This window comes from Pseudomonas fluorescens group sp. PF-1 (assembly GCF_054481335.1).
On record NZ_JBTMNG010000001.1, the window covers coordinates 1,445,220 to 1,464,440 of the forward strand.

The 19,221-nt window shown below is 59.9% G+C and carries 13 protein-coding genes; all 13 read left to right on the top strand.

Annotated features, from left to right (window positions below; translation table 11 throughout):
- The first annotated feature begins 20 nt into the window (after nucleotides 1-20).
- The 13 genes from ACX3YD_RS06880 (at nucleotide 21) to ACX3YD_RS06940 (ending at nucleotide 19,218) form a co-directional block, all read left to right on the top strand.
- Nucleotides 21-1,091 (top strand): flagellar basal body P-ring protein FlgI, encoded by a 1,071-nt coding sequence (locus ACX3YD_RS06880; protein WP_458960389.1) that lies wholly within the window; start codon nucleotides 21-23, stop codon nucleotides 1,089-1,091.
- Between the two features lie 10 nt (nucleotides 1,092-1,101).
- Nucleotides 1,102-2,391 carry a flagellar assembly peptidoglycan hydrolase FlgJ gene (gene flgJ, locus ACX3YD_RS06885; RefSeq protein WP_458959527.1) on the top strand — a complete coding sequence of 430 codons (1,290 nt, stop codon included), beginning with the start codon at nucleotides 1,102-1,104 and terminating at the stop codon, nucleotides 2,389-2,391.
- A gap of 10 nt (nucleotides 2,392-2,401) precedes the next feature.
- Nucleotides 2,402-4,459: a flagellar hook-associated protein FlgK gene (gene flgK, locus ACX3YD_RS06890; protein WP_458959528.1), complete on the top strand. Its 2,058-nt coding sequence runs from the start codon at nucleotides 2,402-2,404 to the stop codon at nucleotides 4,457-4,459.
- A 13-nt stretch (nucleotides 4,460-4,472) separates the two neighbouring features.
- Nucleotides 4,473-6,038: a flagellar hook-associated protein 3 gene (locus ACX3YD_RS06895; RefSeq protein WP_458959529.1), complete on the top strand. Its 1,566-nt coding sequence runs from the start codon at nucleotides 4,473-4,475 to the stop codon at nucleotides 6,036-6,038.
- Between the two features lie 95 nt (nucleotides 6,039-6,133).
- Nucleotides 6,134-9,694, top strand: a complete 3,561-nt coding sequence (locus tag ACX3YD_RS06900) for a glycosyltransferase (protein ID WP_458959530.1) — start codon at nucleotides 6,134-6,136, stop codon at nucleotides 9,692-9,694.
- A gap of 251 nt (nucleotides 9,695-9,945) precedes the next feature.
- The gene (gene rfbF, locus ACX3YD_RS06905; protein ID WP_458959531.1) at nucleotides 9,946-10,719 is read left to right on the top strand and encodes a glucose-1-phosphate cytidylyltransferase; all 774 of its coding nucleotides are present in this window, start codon (nucleotides 9,946-9,948) and stop codon (nucleotides 10,717-10,719) included.
- The gene (gene rfbG, locus ACX3YD_RS06910) at nucleotides 10,701-11,783 is read left to right on the top strand and encodes a CDP-glucose 4,6-dehydratase (RefSeq protein WP_458959532.1); all 1,083 of its coding nucleotides are present in this window, start codon (nucleotides 10,701-10,703) and stop codon (nucleotides 11,781-11,783) included. The genes rfbF and rfbG overlap by 19 nt, the downstream gene beginning before the upstream one ends.
- Complete coding sequence (locus ACX3YD_RS06915; RefSeq protein WP_458959533.1) at nucleotides 11,780-12,340, top strand: dTDP-4-dehydrorhamnose 3,5-epimerase family protein; 561 nt, start codon at nucleotides 11,780-11,782, stop codon at nucleotides 12,338-12,340. Before rfbG ends, ACX3YD_RS06915 begins: the two co-directional genes overlap by 4 nt.
- Nucleotides 12,337-13,563, top strand: coding sequence for a methyltransferase domain-containing protein (locus ACX3YD_RS06920; protein WP_458959534.1), 1,227 nt, complete (start codon nucleotides 12,337-12,339; stop codon nucleotides 13,561-13,563). The genes ACX3YD_RS06915 and ACX3YD_RS06920 overlap by 4 nt, the downstream gene beginning before the upstream one ends.
- Nucleotides 13,560-14,417, top strand: coding sequence for an NAD-dependent epimerase/dehydratase family protein (locus ACX3YD_RS06925; protein ID WP_458959535.1), 858 nt, complete (start codon nucleotides 13,560-13,562; stop codon nucleotides 14,415-14,417). The genes ACX3YD_RS06920 and ACX3YD_RS06925 overlap by 4 nt, the downstream gene beginning before the upstream one ends.
- The gene (locus ACX3YD_RS06930) at nucleotides 14,407-15,477 is read left to right on the top strand and encodes a class I SAM-dependent methyltransferase (RefSeq protein WP_458959536.1); all 1,071 of its coding nucleotides are present in this window, start codon (nucleotides 14,407-14,409) and stop codon (nucleotides 15,475-15,477) included. The genes ACX3YD_RS06925 and ACX3YD_RS06930 overlap by 11 nt, the downstream gene beginning before the upstream one ends.
- A 17-nt stretch (nucleotides 15,478-15,494) precedes the next feature.
- Entirely contained in the window at nucleotides 15,495-16,232 is a 738-nt protein-coding gene (locus ACX3YD_RS06935; RefSeq protein WP_458959537.1) for a cephalosporin hydroxylase family protein, read from the top strand.
- Between the two features lie 52 nt (nucleotides 16,233-16,284).
- A complete protein-coding gene (locus ACX3YD_RS06940) occupies nucleotides 16,285-19,218 on the top strand; it encodes a TIGR00180 family glycosyltransferase (protein ID WP_458959538.1) in 2,934 nt (977 codons plus the stop codon).
- The last annotated feature ends 3 nt before the right edge of the window (nucleotides 19,219-19,221 follow it).

Genomic DNA, 19,221 nt, shown 5'->3' on the forward strand with positions numbered 1-19,221 from the left:
TGATCGCAGCTGCGCTGTTGATGTCCTTGTCGCTGGGTGCTCAAGCCGAGCGGCTGAAGGATATCGCCAGTATTTCCGGCGTGCGTTCCAACCAATTGATCGGTTACGGCCTGGTGGTCGGGCTTAACGGCACCGGTGACCAGACGACGCAAACCCCGTTCACCCTGCAGACCTTCAACAACATGCTCTCGCAGTTCGGTATCAAGGTACCGCCGGGATCGGGCAACGTGCAGTTGAAGAACGTCGCGGCCGTGTCGATCAGTGCTGATTTGCCAGCGTTCGCCAAGCCGGGACAGCAGGTCGACATCACCGTTTCGTCCATCGGTAACTCCAAGAGCCTGCGTGGCGGTACCTTGCTGCTGACGCCGCTCAAGGGTATCGACGGTAACGTCTACGCCATTGCCCAGGGCAACCTGGTGGTGGGCGGTTTCGATGCTGAAGGCCGCGACGGTTCGAAAATCACCGTCAACGTTCCGTCGGCCGGTCGCATCCCCGGCGGAGCCTCGGTCGAGCGAGCGGTGCCGAGCGGTTTCAACCAGGGCAACAGCCTGACGCTGAACCTCAACCGTTCCGACTTCACCACCGCCAAGCGCATCGTCGACAAGATCAACGACATGCTCGGCCCTGGCGTGGCCCAGGCCATCGACGGCGGTTCGATTCGCGTCAGTGCGCCGCTGGATCCGAGTCAGCGGGTCGACTACCTGTCGATCATCGAAAACCTCGAAATCGATCCGGGCCAGGCGGTGGCGAAAGTCATCATCAACTCCCGTACCGGCACCATCGTGATCGGTCAGAACGTCAAGGTTTCACCGGCCGCCGTGACCCACGGCAGCCTGACCGTGACCATCACCGAAGACCCGATCGTCAGCCAGCCGGGGCCTCTGTCCAATGGTCAGACAGCGGTCGTGCAACGTTCCAAAGTCAATGCCCAGCAGGAAGCCAAGCCGATGTTCAAATTCGGCCCCGGCACCACCCTCGACGAAATCGTGCGGGCGGTGAATCAGGTCGGCGCGGCCCCGGGTGACTTGATGGCGATCCTCGAAGCCCTGAAGCAGGCCGGCGCGTTGCAAGCCGATCTGATCGTGATCTGAGGACGGCATCGTGGATATGCGCAAGAGCGGTCTGGTCAGCAGCAGCGATTCGGGTTCCTACTCGGACCTCAATCGTCTGAACCAGCTCAAGGTCGGCGACAAGAACAGCGACGGCAATATGCGCAAGGTTGCGCAGGAATTCGAGTCGTTGTTCCTCGGTGAAATGCTCAAGTCCATGCGCTCGGCCACCGAGGCGCTCGGTCAGGACAATCCGCTCAACACGCCAGCGGCCAAGCAATACCAGGAAATGTACGACCAGCAGTTGGCCGTCTCCATGTCCCGCGAGGGCGGTGGTATCGGTTTGGCCGACGTGCTGATGCGGCAGATGTCGAAGAACAAGCCGATGGCTCCCGGTGAGGCGGCCGCCGCGTCGGCGGCCAAGCAGGAAGCGGCAAAGGCCGCAGCGCAGACACCGGTGGCCGCCGGTACGGTCGCAACCGGTGGGCCGCTTTCGCGGGTCAACGGCCAGCGTCCATTGTGGGCTTCGCGGTCGGTCCATGCGCCGACGGGCGAAGGCGAGCATCGCAACGACATGGCGATGATCAATCAGCGGCGCCTGGCCTTGCCGCCGAAACTGGCTGACCGCTTGCTGGCGGGTCTGGTGCCTTCGGCCACGACGACCGCTGCGACCGCCACCACGGTGCAGAACAAAATCCAGTTGCCGCAGAGCACTCGCAGCGGTGCCGGCCCTTTGTACAACGGCGACTGGCTCGCTTCGCAAACGGACACGGCTTCCGGTGGAGGTATGCAGATTTACGGTCGTGCCATGGCGCAGATTCCGCTCGCGCCGGCGAAAAAAGCCTTCAGCTCCGCCGACGAATTCGTCAACACCATGCTGCCGATGGCCAAGGAAGCCGCCGCGCGCATCGGCGTCGACCCGCGTTACCTGGTGGCCCAGGCCGCCCTGGAAACCGGTTGGGGCAAATCGGTCATGCGCGCCCAGGATGGCAGCAGTAGTCACAACCTGTTCGGCATCAAGGCCGGCAGCAGTTGGAAGGGGGATTCGGCGCGGGCGATCACCAGCGAATTCAGGAATGGCGAGATGGTCAGGGAGACGGCCCAGTTCCGTTCCTACGATTCCTACAAGGACAGCTTCCACGACCTTGTGACTTTGCTGCAGACCAACAATCGCTATCAAGATGTCGTGAAGTCGGCCGATAACCCAGAACAGTTTGTACGCGAGTTGCAAAAGGCCGGTTACGCAACCGACCCAGACTACGCAAGCAAGATTTCGCAGATAGCCAGGCAGATGTCGAGTTACCAGAACTACGCTGCGGCGGGCGTTTCAACGAATTTATAAGGTCTGAACCATGAGTTTGCTCAATATCGGGATGTCGGGTTTGTCCGCTAGCCAGTCTGCATTGATGACTACCGGCAATAACATTTCCAATGTCGACACCGCCGGTTATTCGCGCCAGCAAACCGTGCAGGGCTCCAAGGCGTCGATTCAGTACGGCAACGTCTACATCGGCACCGGCACGACACTGGCCGATGTGCGCCGGGTGTACAACAGCTACCTCGACGCACAGTTGCAGACCACGACGTCGCTCAACAGTGATTCGGCTGCCTACCTGGGCCAGGTCACGCCGCTCGACAAGTTGCTTTCCGACAGCGGCACCGGCCTCAACGGCGCACTGACCAAGTTCTTTGCTTCGGTGCAGAACGTCAATGCCAAGCCCGGCGACGACGCTTCCCGTCAGTTGCTGCTCAGCGATGCTCAGGCCCTGAGCAACCGCTTCAACTCGATCTCCAGCCAGTTGAACTCGCAAAACGCCGACATCAACGGCAACCTGACCAGCATGGCTGATCAGGTCAACAAGCTGGCTACTACCATGGCGCAGTTGAACAAGAAAATCAGCGAAGTCTCCGCTTCCGGCGGTGCGCCAAATGACCTGCTGGATGCTCGCAACGAAACCATGCGTCAGCTTTCAACCTTTACCGGTGCACAGTTTGTTGAGCGTGAAGGAAACGTAGACATCTATTTGGGCAGCGGTCAGCCGTTGGTGATTGGCAATACCGTCAACAAACTGGAGGCGGTGCCAAGCAAGGATGACCCGGGACGTATCTCGCTGCAGGTCAATCGTGGCTCGAGCACCATCGACATCACATCGATCATGACCGGTGGTGAAATCGGCGGGCTGCTGCGTTATCGCAGCGAAGTACTCGATCCGGCCATGAACGAGTTGGGTCGTGTGGCGCTCACCGTCGCCGATCAGATGAACACCATCCAGGCCCAAGGCATCGACAAGAACGGAAATTTCGGCGGCAATCTGTTCAACTCCATCAACACTGCCACGAACATGGCTCAGCGCAGCATTGCGACGATCGGCAACAGCGCCGGCTCGGGCAACTTCGATGTCAGCATTCAAGACAGCGGCAAGCTGACCACCAACGATTACAAGGTGACGTTCACCAGCGCCACAGACTACACCGTGCAACGTCTGCCGGATGGCTCCGCCGTGGGCGCCTACAGCACCACCACCAACCCGCCACCGGTGATCGAGGGCTTTGCGCTGACGCTCAACGGCGGGGCAGCCGCGGGCGACAGCTTCAAGATCACCCCGACCCGTAATGCCGCGGCGAACATCCAGACCGAGATGACCGACTCCAAGCGTCTGGCCATCGCGGCACCGCTGGGCGCGGCCATCGCCCCGGGTGGTAGCGGGACGCTGACCATTCCTGCCAGCGGTCAGCCGACCCTGACCACGAAATTCGATATCTACGATTCGGCTACTGCCACTGCCATGCAGAACGGCCTGAAAAACTCGACGCCGACCAAGGTCGTATTTGGCGATGTTTCCGCCGACGGCACCAGTCAGACCTACCAGTTCCTGGATGCCAAAGGTGGTGTCATCAGCAGCGGCACCATCAAGCCCGGTGAAAACAACACCCTGAGCCTGACGGTGCCACTCAAGGATGCCACGGGTGCGCCGATCCCTCCTGCACCCGCTACTCAGTACACCGCAAGTTTTGATATGACCGTAGCCGGCTCTCCGGGTAAAGGCACCGGGATCAACGTAACGCTCAGCCAGCCAGGTACGCTGGACAATCGTAACGGCACGGCGCTGGCGGGCTTGCAGACCCAGCAAACCGTGGACACCGGTTCGGCAAGCAAAGGCATTTCCCTGACTGATGCTTACGGAAAATTGGTCGAGGGTGTCGGCGCCAAGGCGGCTCAAGGCAAGCTCGACAGTGCCGCGACCTCGGCCATTCTGGCGAACGCCAAGAGCGCACGTGACTCGCTTTCGGGGGTCGACCTCGATGAGGAGGCCGGCAATCTGGTCAAGTATCAGCAGTACTACACGGCCTCTTCGCAGATCATCAAGGCTGCGCAAGAAATCTTCAGCACACTGATTAACAGTCTTTAAGGAGTCGTAGCCCATGCGCATTTCCACCGGCCAGTTTTACGAGTCCTCAGCGGCAAACTACCAGCGTAACTTCGCCAACGTGGTCAAGAGCAGCGAAGAGGCCAGTAGCCTCGTTCGCGTCAACACTGCGGCAGATGATCCGGTCGGCGCCTCGCGCTTGCTGCAACTGGGTCAGCAGGCTTCGATGCTCGATCAGTACGATGCCAACAGCAACACCATCAAAGGTACCCTTGGCACTGCCGAGGCGGTCATGACCAGCATCAACAACGTCCTACAGCGTGCCAAAGAGCTGTCGGTGAGTGCCGGGAACGCCGGTTACACGGACGCTGACCGTCAGGCCACGGCTTCCGAGCTGGGCCAGATCGAAGAGCAACTGCTGAGCTTGATGAACAGCAAGGACGAGAACGGCAAATACATCTTCTCCGGTTCCAAGGGCGACACCGCGCCATTCAGCCGCAATAACGACGGAACCTACAGCTACAACGGCGATCAGGTGACGCTTGATCTGGCTGTTGGCGACACCATGAAAATGGCCACCAACACCACTGGCTGGGAAGCCTTTCAGCAAGCGACCAACACCAGTCGAAGCCAGGTCACCATGACAGCGCCAGCGGTCGATGACGGTCGCATCAATCTGTCCAACGGCCAGGTGTCGTCGAGCGTCAGCTACAACAGCAAATTCCGCAGCGGCGAACCCTACACTGTGGATTTCGTGAGCGGCACTCAACTGAAGATTACCGACGCGGCGGGTAATGATGTGACGGCTGAAGCCAGCCAGGGTGGCGCGTTCGATCCGACCAGCAAAACGGCGCAGACGGTCAGTTTCCGTGGCGTGGATCTGAACCTGAACATCAACCTGCAATCGGGCGATGTCCCGGGCACCGTATTGCCGGGCCATAGTTTCACCCTGGCGGCCAAGCCAGACACGTTCACCAGCTCTCGTAGCCCGGGTAACCCGTCTTCGGCCCAGATCACCGGCAGCAACATCACCAACTCGACAGACTACAAAGCCAGTTTCCCCTCCGGATCGGCTGTCATAAAATTCACCAGCGCCACCGATTTCGATCTGTACGCCGCGCCGCTGACCGCTGACAGCAAGCCGGTTTCTAGCGGCACCATGGTCGGCAATGTGGCCACCGCGTCGGGTGTGAGCTTCACCATGACCGGCACGCCGGGCGCCAACGATCAGTTCAGCGTCGCCGTCAACACCCACGAAACCCAGAACATTCTGGACACCGTGAACCAGCTTAAGAACGTGCTGAATACACCCACCAACGGCGATCCGGTAGCGATTCAGAAATTGCAGGCTGGCCTGGCATCCGGTCAGGGCAACCTGTCCAGCGGTATCGATCAGTTGTCCAGCGCGATCAGCTCGGTCGGTGGTCGCGGTGCTGCGCTGGATACTCAGAACGACACCAACCAGGCGCTGAAATTGGCCAACACCCAAACGCAATCATCGATCCGCGATTCCGATTCGGCCGAAGTGATGACACGTCTGACCCTGCAGCAAACCATGTTGCAAGCTTCGCAACTGGCCTTCAGCAAGATCGCTCAGCTGGGCTTGTTCAACAAGATCTAAGCTGTGCCTGTCGAGCTGCCAACCGTCTTTTCCTAAGCGGTTACAGGGGCTCTGCCTGAAAAGGGCAGAGACCCACCGCTCGAGAGTTTCCCGCCGTGAATCAACACCCCCTCGTCAGTATCGTCATCCCTGCGTTCAATCCGCGTTTTTTCGACCAAGCATTGATGAGTGCGCTCGCGCAGACTTACGAAAACGTCGAAATCGTCATTTGCGATGACTCGGCCGATGAGCAGATTCGTGAAGTCGTCGAGTCGTTCGCCCAGCCTGCACACCCCATTCGTTATCTGCGTAATCCGCAGCGCCTGGGTTTGCAGAAAAACGTCTTGCGGTGTGTCGAAGAGGCCCGGGGCGAATTCATCAAAGTGTTGTGCGATGACGATCGTCTGTTTGCCCCGAGCATCGCACTGCAGGCGCGGGTGCTGATCGAGCATGCCGATGTCAATCTGGTGGTGGCTTTGCGCATGCTCAGCGATGCCGGTAATTTCCTGTTGCCGCCGCGTGTCGGCAACTGCCGTTTTTGCCCCGCTGATGCGTTGCTCAAGGGTGACGACATGCTGGCGATCTTCGAGTCTACGCCGATGAACTTTATCGGTAACTTCAGCGCTGCCCTGATGCGTCGCGCGGATGTGCTGGAGTTGCTGCCAGCGCTGATCCAGGAGGGTACGGGCTTCATTGCCATGCTCGACTTTGCCTTGTTCGTCTGTCTGATGCGCCGGGGCAATCTGGGTGCGCTCAGTACGGTGCTCAGTACCGAGCGGCTTCACCCGGAGCGTCTTGGCAAAACGCCGGAGATGCTCAGAGCCGCAAAGGTCGAATGGGACTGGCTCGCGCAAATGCTGGCGGCACGCAGTGGTGAAGCCGCACCGGCAGCGGGTTGGGTTCGCTACATCAACCTGGACAAGGTCAATGGGTTGCCGCACGCCTGGCAGGAGCTGTGCGTCACACGCATCCTGGGCAATCGCAACACCGTGGTCAGCGGTCGGGTCGGTGCCGACAGCGACAGTTATGCCGATTTCTACCGCGAGTGGTTGGCGATCCGCTGCTTTTCCGAGGTCGAGCAGCGACTCATGCCGCAGCGGATCGCCAGTTGGCCGATGCGTCCGCAAATCGTTCCTGTCGTGATCGACAGTGCCGCTGATCGTGCTGCGCTGGACGTTACGTTGCAGAGCCTTGAGGCCCAGCTCTATGCGCCGCAGGCCGTTTTTGTGTTGTCGGATGCACAATGCGCGGTCCAGGAGCGAGTGTTGCAGTTGCCGTTTCAGGCTGATTGGGTAGATCAACTCAATGCGCTGATTCCGCAACTGGAGGGCGCCCACTGGTTTTACCTGCTGCGAGCCGGCGACACCCTGCGCGAGTCGGCGCTGTTGATTCTGGCGGAGCGCATCGCCGGAACGCCGGGCCTGCTGTGTGCCTACAGTGACGAAGGCGCGCTGATCGAGGGCGAGTCTTGCGAGCCGGTGTTCAAACCGGATTTCAATCTCGATCTGATGCGCGCCTACCCTTATACCGGGCGAGCGTTGGCTTTCGATCGTCAACGTTTCATCGAACTGGGTGGTTTTGATCCTGAGCATGGCGAACTTGCTCCGCACGATCTGCTATGGCGTCTGGTGGAGCAGAATGGCCCGCAGACCATCGGGCACATTGCCGAGATTCAGCTTGAATCAAGCCTGACCTACGCGCAGTGGCTGTCGTTGCCCGAGGTTATCGAAAGCAACCCGGGCACGGTCAGGGCGCACTTGGGGCGAATCGGCGTGGATTGCACCATCCGCCATGAAGAAATGCCGCTGATCAACCGTGTTGACTATCGACATGCCGGCCGGCCGCTGGTGTCGATCATCATTCAGGCCGGTGATTCATTGCGCGCCTTGCAACGCTGTACCGAAAGCCTGATCGAGTGCACCGCTTATACCAGGTACGAAATCCTGATCGTCGACAGCGGCGTCAGTGACCCGGTGATGCGCGACTGGCTGGCCGCCATGGAGCAGATGGGGGCCGAGATGCTGCGGGTATTGCGTTTCGCGGGTGACAACAATATCGGCGCGATCCGTAATTTCGCCGCCGGGCAGGCTCGAGGGGACTATCTCCTGCTGCTCGATGCGCAGGCGGTCATTGGCGAAAGCGACTGGCTCGACGAACTGCTCAATCATGCCCTGCGCCCTGAAGTCGCGATGGTGGGCGCGCGATTGCTCGATCCAGCCGGGGTGATCGTCAGTGCCGGTTTGATCCTGGGGCTGGCCGGACCGGTCGGCTCGCCATTTGCCGGTGAGCCCGCCAGCAGCCGTGGTTACATGCAACGTCTGCATGTGACCCAGAACTGGAGCGCGGTCAGCAGTCAGTGCCTGATGGTGCGCAAGCAGGTCTTTGAAGAGCTCGGGCAGTTCGATGCGGTGACGTTCACTCAAGGCCTGAGTGATGTCGATCTGTGTTTGCGGGTCGGCCAGGAAGGCTATCTGGTGGTCTGGACACCTTATGCCAGTGTGGTGATTGCGCCCGTGGCCGGGGTCGATCCCGTCGTCGTCCCCGAGCCGGAGCAAGAGGTGTTCCATCGCAAGTGGATGTCGAAGATCATCAAAGATCCGGCCTACAGCCCGTCGCTCAGTCTTGGCGTGTCGAGCTTCAGTCTGGAGCCGTCTCTGCGCAATAACTGGAACCCGTTCTGTACCCGTGCCTTGCCACTGATTCTCGGCTTGCCCGTCAACAGTTCGGCGGTCGGTCATTATCGTGTGACCGGTCCATTGGCAGAGCTTGAAGCGGGTGGCCGGGCCATTGGCCGTTGGGCTTACGAATCGCCTTCGACCGTGGAAATCGAGCGTCTGGCCCCGGACACCATCATCCTGCAATGTCGGTACAGCGAAGGTGCGGTCAGCGACATTTTGCGGATAAAGACGTATTCAAGTGCCCTGCGGGTCTTCGAGCTCGATGACTATGTGATCAGCGCGCCGAAGAAAAATACCCACGCACGCAACAAGCCAGCCAATACCGAGCAAATGCTGCGAGAGGGCATCGCGCTGTGTGATCGCCTGGTGGTGACCACTCAGCCGCTGGCGGACGCGTTGTCGAGCATGCACAGTGAAATCCGCGTTGTGCCTAACATGCTGACACCGGACCCCTGGGCGACACTCACCAGTCACCGTCGTACTTCCAGCAAGCCACGGGTGGGCTGGGGGGGCGGTACCAGTCATACCGGTGATCTGGAGATTATTGCCGATGTGGTGCGTGAGCTGGCGAACGAAGTGGAGTGGGTGTTTTTTGGCATGTGCCCGGACGAATTACGCCCTTACGTCCACGAGTTCCACTCGACGACCAGCTTGCAACAGTACCCGTTCAAGCTCGCGAGCCTGAATCTGGATCTGGCGTTGGCACCGCTGGAATTCCATATCTTCAATGACTGCAAGAGCAACTTGCGCCTGCTGGAGTACGGCGCCTGTGGGTATCCGGTCATCTGCACGGACACCGAGGCCTATCGTGGTCATCTGCCGTGCACCAAGGTCTACAGCAACAGTACCGCAGAATGGTTGCAAGCCATTCGCATGCACTTGGCTGATCCAGATGCCAGCTACCGCATGGGCGATGAGTTGAGAGAGGCGGTGCACCGAGATTTCATGCTGCGTGGTGACAACCTCAACCACTGGTTGTGGGGTTGGTTGCCGGACTGAACCGTTTTGGTGATGGCGATGAAAAACGCAGGCAACTTCAGGGTTGCCTGCGTTTTTTTTGGGGTTCTTCACGCCGCTGTCGACGTAGCGTTCATGGAGCTGGCGCGTTTCCTGCAAGTCCCCCTCAAATCGCCATAAAACGAGCGCTCGCGATCATCGCAGCGGCGCCCGAAGCGGCAAAGATTCAGCCGGAAGGCACGCGAAGCTCAAGAAAGCCATGCGCAGCCCGGTGACGAACGAAAGGGGAGACGATGAAGGCAGTTATTTTGGCGGGTGGCCTGGGCACGCGCATCAGTGAAGAGTCGCACCTCAAGCCCAAGCCGATGATTGAGATCGGTGGCAAGCCAATACTCTGGCACATCATGAAGCAGTATTCCGCCCACGGGATTCACGACTTCGTGATTTGCCTCGGCTACAAGGGGTATGCGATCAAGGATTTCTTCGCCAACTACTTCCTGCACACCTCCGACGTGACCTTCAACATGCGGGAAAACCGCATGGACGTGCACCAGAACTACAGCGAGCCGTGGAGCGTCACCCTCGTCGAAACCGGTGAAGAAACCATGACGGGTGGTCGTCTCTTGCGTACCGCCCCTTATCTGAAAGACGAAAAAGCTTTTTGCTTCACCTACGGCGACGGCGTCTCCGATGTCGATATCAGCAACCTGATCAGGTTTCATGAAGCTCACGGCAAAATGGCGACGGTCACCGCCGTGCAGCCGCCGGGACGCTATGGCGCACTGCAGCTGATGGGTGATCAGGTGCTGGGATTCACCGAAAAACCCCGTGGCGATGGCGGCTGGATCAATGGCGGCTTCTTTGTGCTTTCGCCAAAGGTATTGCCTTTCATTGCCGGTGACGCGACCAGTTGGGAGGCGGAGCCGCTGATGCGCCTGGCCGAGCTTGAGCAATTGCATGCTTACGAGCATTCCGGTTTTTGGCAGCCAATGGACACCCTGCGCGACAAGAACCACCTCGAAGCGCTGTGGCAGAGCGGGGAGGCCCCATGGAAGCAGTGGGCCTGAGTGCGGATTTCTGGCGCGGCAAGCGGGTTCTGGTCACCGGGCATACCGGTTTCAAGGGCAGTTGGTTGACGCTGTGGTTGCAGAGCCTTGGCGCCGAGGTCAGCGGCTTTGCCCTTGATCCGGCCACCGAACCGAACCTGTATGACCTGGCGCGAGTGCATGAAGGCATCAACGATGTGCGCGGAGACTTGCGTGATCTGGGGGGCTTGCTTGAAATCATCGCCGAGACCGAGCCTGAGATCGTTCTGCACCTGGCCGCTCAGCCGCTGGTGCGAGAAGGCTATCGCGATCCGCTCGGCACCTATTCCAGCAACGTCATGGGCACCCTCAACCTGCTCGAAGCGATTCGTCAGGTCGGCTGCGTGCGCGCCTGCGTCCTGGTGACCACCGACAAGGTCTACGCCAACAAGGAATGGCTGTGGCCCTACCGCGAAGACGAAGCCCTCGGCGGCCACGATCCCTACAGCAGCAGCAAGGCATGTTGTGAGCTATTGGCGCAGTCTTACGCGGCTTCGTTCTTCCCGGCCGACAAGTACGACGAGCACGGCCTGGCCCTGGCCACCGCGCGCGCCGGCAACGTGTTGGGCGGCGGTGATTTCGCCCCCGAGCGACTGATTCCCGACGTGCTCAAAGCCTGGTCAGCGGATGAGCCGGTGACCCTGCGCTACCCGCAAGCCGTGCGCCCGTGGCAACACGCGCTGGAGCCGCTGGCCGGTTACCTCCAACTGGCCGCCGGTCTCTATGAACAAGGCCCGGAGTATGCCGGTGCCTGGAACTTCGGCCCGGGTGAGGCGGACATGCGCAGCGTCGGCGAAGTGGTCGAACTGCTCGCCCATCGCTGGCCACAGGCTCGCGGTCTGCGCGTCGAAAAAAGCGAACTGCACGAGGCCGGTCTGCTGCGCCTGGACAGCAGTCGCGCCCGCCAGGTGCTGGGCTGGCAGCCGCGCTGGTCGTTGCAGCAGTGCCTGACCCAGACCCTCGACTGGCATCTGGCGTGGCAGAACGGCGATGACATGCGCGCCGTCACCCTCGGCCAACTGAGCCTGTACCGAGGCGGGCTGTGAGGGAGTTTTCATTGAAGGCGTTGCCGCTGGCCGGACTGTTCAGCGTCCAGCACAAGCGTTTTGAAGATCAGCGCGGGCACTTCGCCCGGTTGTTTTGCGAAGGCAGTCTGACGGCGTTTGGCGCCGAGTTTCATATCCGCCAGATCAACCATTCCTGCACCCGCGAGAAGGGCAGTGTGCGAGGTCTGCATTACCAGAACGCCAACGCGCCGGAAGCCAAGCTGATTACTTGCCTGCGTGGTGAGGTGTGGGACGTGGCGGTGGATCTGCGCCCCGATTCCGAGACCTTTCTGCACTGGCACGCCGAGCACCTGAAGGCTGGCGACGGTCGCAGTTTGTTGATTCCAGCCGGTTTCGCCCACGGTTTTCAAACCCTGACCGACGACGCCGAACTGCTTTACCTGCACAGCGCCGATTATGCGCCGGAGCACGAGGGCGGTCTGTCGGTCAGCGATCCACGGCTGGCGATTGCCTGGCCGTTGCCTGTCAATAATTTGTCAGCGCGTGATTCCAGCCATCCTGCGCTCGATCAACACTTTGCCGGAGTGCGTGTATGAACTGCCGTGGGTGCGCAGCACCTTTGAGCCTGCCGCTGATCGACCTCGGCACTTCGCCGCCGTCCAATGCCTATGTGCACGCCGACCGCCTGGAACAGGCCGAGCAATGGGTGCCGCTGAAGGTCGCCGTGTGCCAGCAATGCTGGCTGGTGCAGACCGAGGATTACACCAGCGCCGACAGCCTGTTCGACGCCGAGTACGCTTATTTCAGTTCGTTCTCCAGCACCTGGCTGGCCCACGCCGAACGTTACGTGGCCGAGATGGTCGAGCGCTTCGACCTGACGGCTGACAGTCGTGTGGTGGAAGTGGCCGCCAACGATGGCTACCTGCTGCAATACGTCGCCGGTCGCGGTATCGCATGCCTGGGCGTCGAACCCACTCGCAGTACCGCGCAGGCAGCCCGGGAAAAAGGCCTGGAGATTCGGGAACTGTTCTTCGGTCGTGATACCGCCGCGCAGTTGAAAAACGAAGGCTGGGGCGCCGACCTGATGGCCGCCAACAACGTGCTCGCGCACGTGCCGGACATCAATGATTTCCTCGGTGGTTTCGCCACCTTGCTCAAGCCAACCGGCGTGGCCACGTTCGAGTTTCCGCAACTGTTGACGCTGATGGCGGGTGCGCAGTTCGACACGCTCTATCACGAACACTATTCCTACCTGTCGCTGACCGCCGTACAGACCCTGTGCGAGCGCAACGGACTTGAGGTGTTCGACGTCAGCCAGTTGAGCACGCATGGCGGATCGTTGCGGGTGTTCGTTCAACGCAAGGACGGCGAACGCCGTGCGGTGCAAGCGGCGGTGCAACAGCAGTTGCAGGCCGAACTCGACGCCGGGGTGAAAACTGCCGAGTACTACGCGACCCTCGCGCCTGCTGCCGAACGCATCAAACATGACCTGCTGCGTTTCCTGTTGCAGGCCAAGGCCGATGGCAAGCGTGTGGTCGGTTACGGCGCGGCGGCCAAGGGCAACACCTTGCTCAACTACGCCGGAGTGAAACCGGACTTGCTCGCGTGGGTGGCCGATGCCAACCCGCACAAGCAGGGCAAGTTTTTGCCGGGCAGCCGCATTCCGATTGTGGCGCCAGCACAGATCGATATCGAGAAACCGGATTACGTGCTGGTGTTGCCGTGGAACCTGCTGCACGAAGTCAGCCAGCAACTGGCACAAGTGCGTCAGTGGGACGGTCGCTTCGTGATCGCCGTGCCTGAGTTGAGCGTGCTGTGAAGGTTCTGGTGACCGGAGCCACGGGCTTCGTCGGTCGGCATCTGGTCGCGGCGCTGTTGGCGCGCGGTGGCGAGGTGCGTGCGGTGGCGCGCAACGCAAACACTGCGCAGGGCATGCCGTGGATCAAGGACGTCGAGTTTATCGCGGCGGATATTCACGCCGCCGATGTCGATGTCGTCGCATTGACCGAGGGCGTCGATGTGCTGGCGCATCTGGCATGGCCGGGGCTGCCGAACTATCAGGGGCTGTTCCATTTCGAGCACAACCTGATGGCCGACTACCGCTTTATCAAAAGCGTGGTCGAGGCGGGTGTGAAACACGTATTGGTGACCGGCACCTGTTTCGAATATGGCCTGCAGAGCGGGCCGCTCAGCGAGCAGGTCGAGCCGCAACCATCCAATCCGTATGGGCTGGCCAAGCACACACTGCGCCTGTTTTTGCAGAACCTTGCGCAGGAACATCCGTTCACTTTGCAGTGGGCGCGGTTGTTCTATCTGCACGGCGAAGGGCAGAACCCCAACAGCCTGCTGGCGGCGCTGGACCGGGCGATCGATGCCGGCGATGCGCAGTTCAATATGTCGATGGGTGACCAGCTACGCGACTATCTGGAGATCACCGAGGCCGCGGCGCAGTTGGCAACGCTCATTGCCCGACCCGATGTCGGCGGTGTGATCAACTGTTGCAGTGGCCGACCTGTATCCGTGCGGGCGCTGGTCGAGGCGCGCGTGAGGCAGCGCCAATCCTCCATAACGCTGAACCTGGGGCATTACGGTTACTCCGCCCATGAGCCCATGGCTTTTTGGGGTATTGCCCAGCGAATTTCCCAATTGAGGGGTGAAGAACATGCAGCATGAACTCTATCGAGCGAGCGGGCTCCCGGTGCTGCAAAACCGTACGTTCGCCACTGCCGAACAGGCGAAGGCGTCGGGCAGTGCCGACATCGTGCTGGTGCAGGACAGCCAGAGCGGGCTGATCTTCAATCAGGCTTTCGACGCCAGCCAACTCAGTTATGACGTCGACTACCAAAATGAACAGGCCCACTCGGTGCAGTTCCAGCATCACTTGAATGACGTAGAGGCGATTCTGGCCCGGCATTTCAAAGGCCGCGAGCTGATCGAGGTTGGCTGCGGCAAGGGCTATTTCCTCGAAATGCTGCGTGAGCGTGGCTATGCCATCACCGGTATCGACCCCTCCTATGAGGGCGACAACGTCGATGTGATCAAGGCGCCGTTCACCCGTGAACTGGGTCTTGCCGCCGATGCGATCGTGCTGCGCCATGTGCTGGAGCACATTCAGGACCCGGTCAGCTTTCTGGCTGACATTGCCTCGGCCAACCGTGGCGGACAAATCTACATCGAGGTGCCGTGCTTCGACTGGATCGTCGAGCACAACGCCTGGTTCGACGTGTTCTACGAACATGTGAACTACTTCCGTCTTGCCGATCTGCGAGGCCTGTTCGATACGGTGCATGAAGCCGGGCACCTCTTTGGCGGGCAGTACCTGTACATCGTCGCCGACCTTTCCACATTGCGCCGCGTGCCATCTGCCGCACCGCAATTGCTGGCGCTATCGGACAATTTTACCGCCAGCCTTGAACGTACCGTGCAAATCATTCAAGCCGCGCCGCAACAAGGGTCGGCCATTTGGGGCGCATCGTCCAAGGGCGTGATCTATTCGTTGTTCCTGCAGCGCGCGGGCGTGGCGGTGGATCATGTGGTGGACATCAACCCCGCCAAACAGGGGCGTCATCTGCCTCTGAGCGGTGTTCAGGTGTCGTCGCCGCAAGAGGCTATGGATGCGTTGCCCGAAGGCGCCAACCTGTTTGTGATGAACTCCAATTACCTCGAAGAGATCAAGCGGATGACCGGTGGACGCTACGTCTATCACGCCGTCGACAGTGCTTCGTTCCAGTGAACCCAGAGAAATTTCAGATGACCGACAACAACATCCACGCAGCTTTCGAGGCCGAGTGCCAGGCAGAGATCGCCCGTCAGGGTGACGACCAGAAAGTCGTGGGCCTGGCCCGTGACTTCTTCAACGAATCAGCCCGCCACAAGTACAGCTACCACTTTTCGTGGATGGGCCGTCCGATCATCCAGCTGCCACAAGACATGATGGCAATGCAGGAGATCATCTGGCAGGTCAAGCCGGACCTGGTCATCGAGTGCGGCATCGCCCACGGCGGTTCGATCATCTACTACGCCTCGCTGCTGGAGCTGCAAGGCCACGGCGAAGTGTTGGGCATTGACCTCGATATTCGCCCGCACAACCGTGAAGCCATCGAAAGCCATCCGATGGCCAAGCGCATCAAGATGATCGAAGGTTCGAGCATCGACCCGGCCATTGCCGCTCAGGTACAGGCCGCGGCCAAAGGCAAGAAAGTCATTCTGGTTCTCGACTCCAACCACACCCACGATCATGTGCTGGAAGAGCTGCGTCTCTATGCACCACTGGTGTCGGTAGGCAGCTACTGCGTGGTCATGGACACCGTGGTCGAAGACATGCCGGCCGACTTTTTCCCGGATCGTCCATGGGGACCGGGCGATAACCCGAAAACCGCTGTATGGAAATATCTGGAAGAGAACAAGGATTTCGAAATCGACCGGCAGTTGCAAAACAAGCTGTTGATCACCGTGGCGCCTGACGGTTATCTGCGTCGCGTTCGTTAATCAAAGAACAGTTTCAGGCATCAGGTAACTGGCCGGTTGTGGGGATAGGAAAATGCAGGTTCAAAGCAACAATCAGATCAACGGGAGACCGCTGAACGAAATGTTCACTGTAGTGGTCATCACCCACAACCGTACCGCATTTCTGCGTCGTACCTTGCAGTACTACAGCAATTACGACGCCAAGGTCCTGGTGCTGGATTCGTCCGCGCAGGGCGATGAAGGCGTTGCGATTGACTATCCATCGGTCGACTACCGGCATTTGCCGCAGTACACCTACAAGGGGTTGCAGGAAAAACTGACCTGGGGCGTCAGTCAGGTAACCACGCCCTATATGGTGTTTGCCGCGGACGATGACTTTCTGATCCACGACGCGCTGACGGCCTCGGTTGAGTTTCTTCAGGCCAATCCTGACTATGGACTGTGCCATGGCTACGGGATGATGTACCTCGCCCGCGCCACAGAAGTGACCTACTACCGCCGCGATAAGCGTGTGCAGGAAGACTACAACTCGCCGCAGGCTGAAACTCGGATCATGGACTTCATGGGGCGGTTTCTGCCGCCGTTCTACGCCGTGACTCGCACCGATCTGCTGCAACAGTGGTATCGCCAGTTACCGCCGGGTACCAGTTTCGAATGGCAGGAAATCGGTCACACGTTCTATCTGCTGGCTTGCGCCAAGGCGCGCATCCTGCCGATTCCGTTTGCCGTGCGTGAGGTGAATTATGGTGGTTCGGACCACAACACCAACGTGTTGACCGTCCTTGCGTATCAAGACCCGAAAACCATTGCCGAGCGTGAACGGTTTGCCGAGTTCCTGGCCTCGATTCCGACACAACTCAGTGATCAGGAACCGGCGGCCATCAAACAGATTGCGCTGAACAGCTTTGCCCACATGGCCAATTGTTTGCTCAAAGGTGTTTCGCTGGCAGGTGCGCCGATCTTCCGCTCTGCCTGGATCGAATGTGACAAGGACCCGGTTCGATCGTTTTCGCCCGAGCAATTCGTGGAGATGCCGTTCTATAACAAGCCGATGTTCGACTTGTTGACCGAGTTCGAATTCCTGCTGCATGCAATGCCCGCCGGTCGTGTGCAGTTGCAGGAACTGGAAGGTGTCCTGCTGCGTCAGCATGAATTGTTGCGAGTTCACCCCAACGACAATGAGCGCACAATTCGTGCGCGGTTGTGGGAGGCACTGACGCTGAACATGTTCAACCGCGAAGTCGTCAGGCGCCTGGTCGAGTCATTGCTGGGCACTGAAGAACACGACGAGGGGCTGAAACTGCAAGCCTGGCTCGAGCGTTTGAATTCGGTACCGGGGCAGACGGATCGCAAGCTGTTCGAAAACATGCCAACGGGACGTCTGCTTGCCTGGCTGGAGGCGCGTAGCCCTTCTGCCGCGCAACTCCCAGCGATCACCAAACATCTGGCGAACCACGACGCAGCACCGCAGTTCGGCGTCCTTTTGCTGGATCTGGACGCCGATATGGCCAAGCTCCAGGCTACGTTTGACAGTTTGGTCGGTGGCCACTGCAAGGCATTCAAACTCGTGGTGTTCACCACGGGTGACTTGCCTGCCACCACCACAGTGCGCGATACCGTGCATTTCGTGAAGGTCACCACGGCCAACTATGTGGAACGAATCAATCAGCTCATGCCGCAAATGAGTGTCGACTGGTTGGTGATGGCCGAGGCCGGTGACGAGTTCACCGCCAGTGGTCTGTTGCGCGCCAGCCTTGAGCTGATGGGCGTCGAAGGCGTGCGTGCGGTCGCGATGGATGAGATCCAGCGTCAACCCAGTGGTGCGCTGACGGATGTGTTCCGTCCCGGCGTCAGTCTGGATCTGCTGCAAACGGTGCCGGGTTTGATGGCGCGGCATTGGCTGATCCAGCGCGAAGTACTGGTTCAGGCCGGGGGCTATGCGAGTGACTGTAGCGAGGCTCTGGAATTCGATCTGCTGTTGCGTCTTATCGAAAACGGCGGTCTGGCGGGTCTGGCGCATCTGGCCGAACCGCTGCTGATCTGCAACGCAGCGAAATCTGAAGAGAACGCCCATGAGCGTCAGGTGCTGACCCGTCATCTGGTCCGTCGAGGCTATCGCGCTCAGGTCAATTCGACGTTGCCGCAAACCTGGCAGATTGACTACCAGCATGCGGAACGGCCGCTGGTATCGATCATCCTGCTCAGTCAGGACAACCTGGAACGACTGCAAGCGACACTGGTCAGCCTGCTGCAACGTACACGCTATCAGCGTCACGAAATTCTGCTTGTCGACAATCACAGCCAATCGCCGGAACTGGCTCAGTGGCTGGCCAGCCTGGAGGGCAAGGGCGAGCGGGTCCGCGTGCTGCGCAGCGCCCAGCACTTAAGTGAGTCGGCGCTGTATAACCTTGCGAGTGCCGAAGCCAAGGGCGAGTACCTGGTGCTCTTTTCTGCCGAGGCCGAAGTGGTCAATGCCAACTGGCTCGACGCCTTGCTTAACCAGGCGCAACGTCCGGAAGTCGGAATCGTTGGGGCAAAACTGGTGGACGCCCGTGGCGTTACCACTCAGGGCGGTTTGATTCTGGGGCTCAATGGCTCGATTGGCGCGGCGTTCTCGGGTGAAAGCAAAGAGGCCTGGGGCTACTTGTTCGGCAATCAGGTCGAGCAAAACTATTCAGCCGTGTCTGGTGCCTGCCTGATGATCCGCAAGGCGTTGTTCCAGGCGCTTGGCGGTCTGGACGAAGAGCATTTCGATGCGGCATTCGCCGACGTTGATCTGTGTCTGAAAGCCGCTGATGCCGGGTATCTGACGGTCTGGTGCCCGCAGGCACAGATTCAGCATCCGGGCCTGCTGCCGGACGCAGCACAAACGGTCGCCGCCCTGCGCGACAAGTGGCAGGCGCGCTTCGCCTATGACGTCGCCTACAACCAGAACCTTTCCCTGACCGGCAAGGGCTTTACCCTCGGCGAAGCCTCCAGTGTCGACTGGGCACAGTTGCTCGCCTGAGCC

Bases quoted from the DNA above. Each gene is read 5' to 3' on its own strand.
- ACX3YD_RS06930 (WP_458959536.1), top strand. From the start codon at position 14,407: ATGCAGCATGAACTCTATCGAGCGAGCGGGCTCCCGGTGCTGCAAAAC.
- rfbF (WP_458959531.1), top strand. From the start codon at position 9,946: ATGAAGGCAGTTATTTTGGCGGGTGGCCTGGGCACGCGCATCAGTGAA.
- rfbG (WP_458959532.1), top strand. From the start codon at position 10,701: ATGGAAGCAGTGGGCCTGAGTGCGGATTTCTGGCGCGGCAAGCGGGTT.
- flgK (WP_458959528.1), top strand. From the start codon at position 2,402: ATGAGTTTGCTCAATATCGGGATGTCGGGTTTGTCCGCTAGCCAGTCT.
- ACX3YD_RS06920 (WP_458959534.1), top strand. From the start codon at position 12,337: ATGAACTGCCGTGGGTGCGCAGCACCTTTGAGCCTGCCGCTGATCGAC.
- ACX3YD_RS06895 (WP_458959529.1), top strand. From the start codon at position 4,473: ATGCGCATTTCCACCGGCCAGTTTTACGAGTCCTCAGCGGCAAACTAC.
- ACX3YD_RS06880 (WP_458960389.1), top strand. From the start codon at position 21: ATGTCCTTGTCGCTGGGTGCTCAAGCCGAGCGGCTGAAGGATATCGCC.
- ACX3YD_RS06935 (WP_458959537.1), top strand. From the start codon at position 15,495: ATGACCGACAACAACATCCACGCAGCTTTCGAGGCCGAGTGCCAGGCA.
- ACX3YD_RS06940 (WP_458959538.1), top strand. From the start codon at position 16,285: ATGCAGGTTCAAAGCAACAATCAGATCAACGGGAGACCGCTGAACGAA.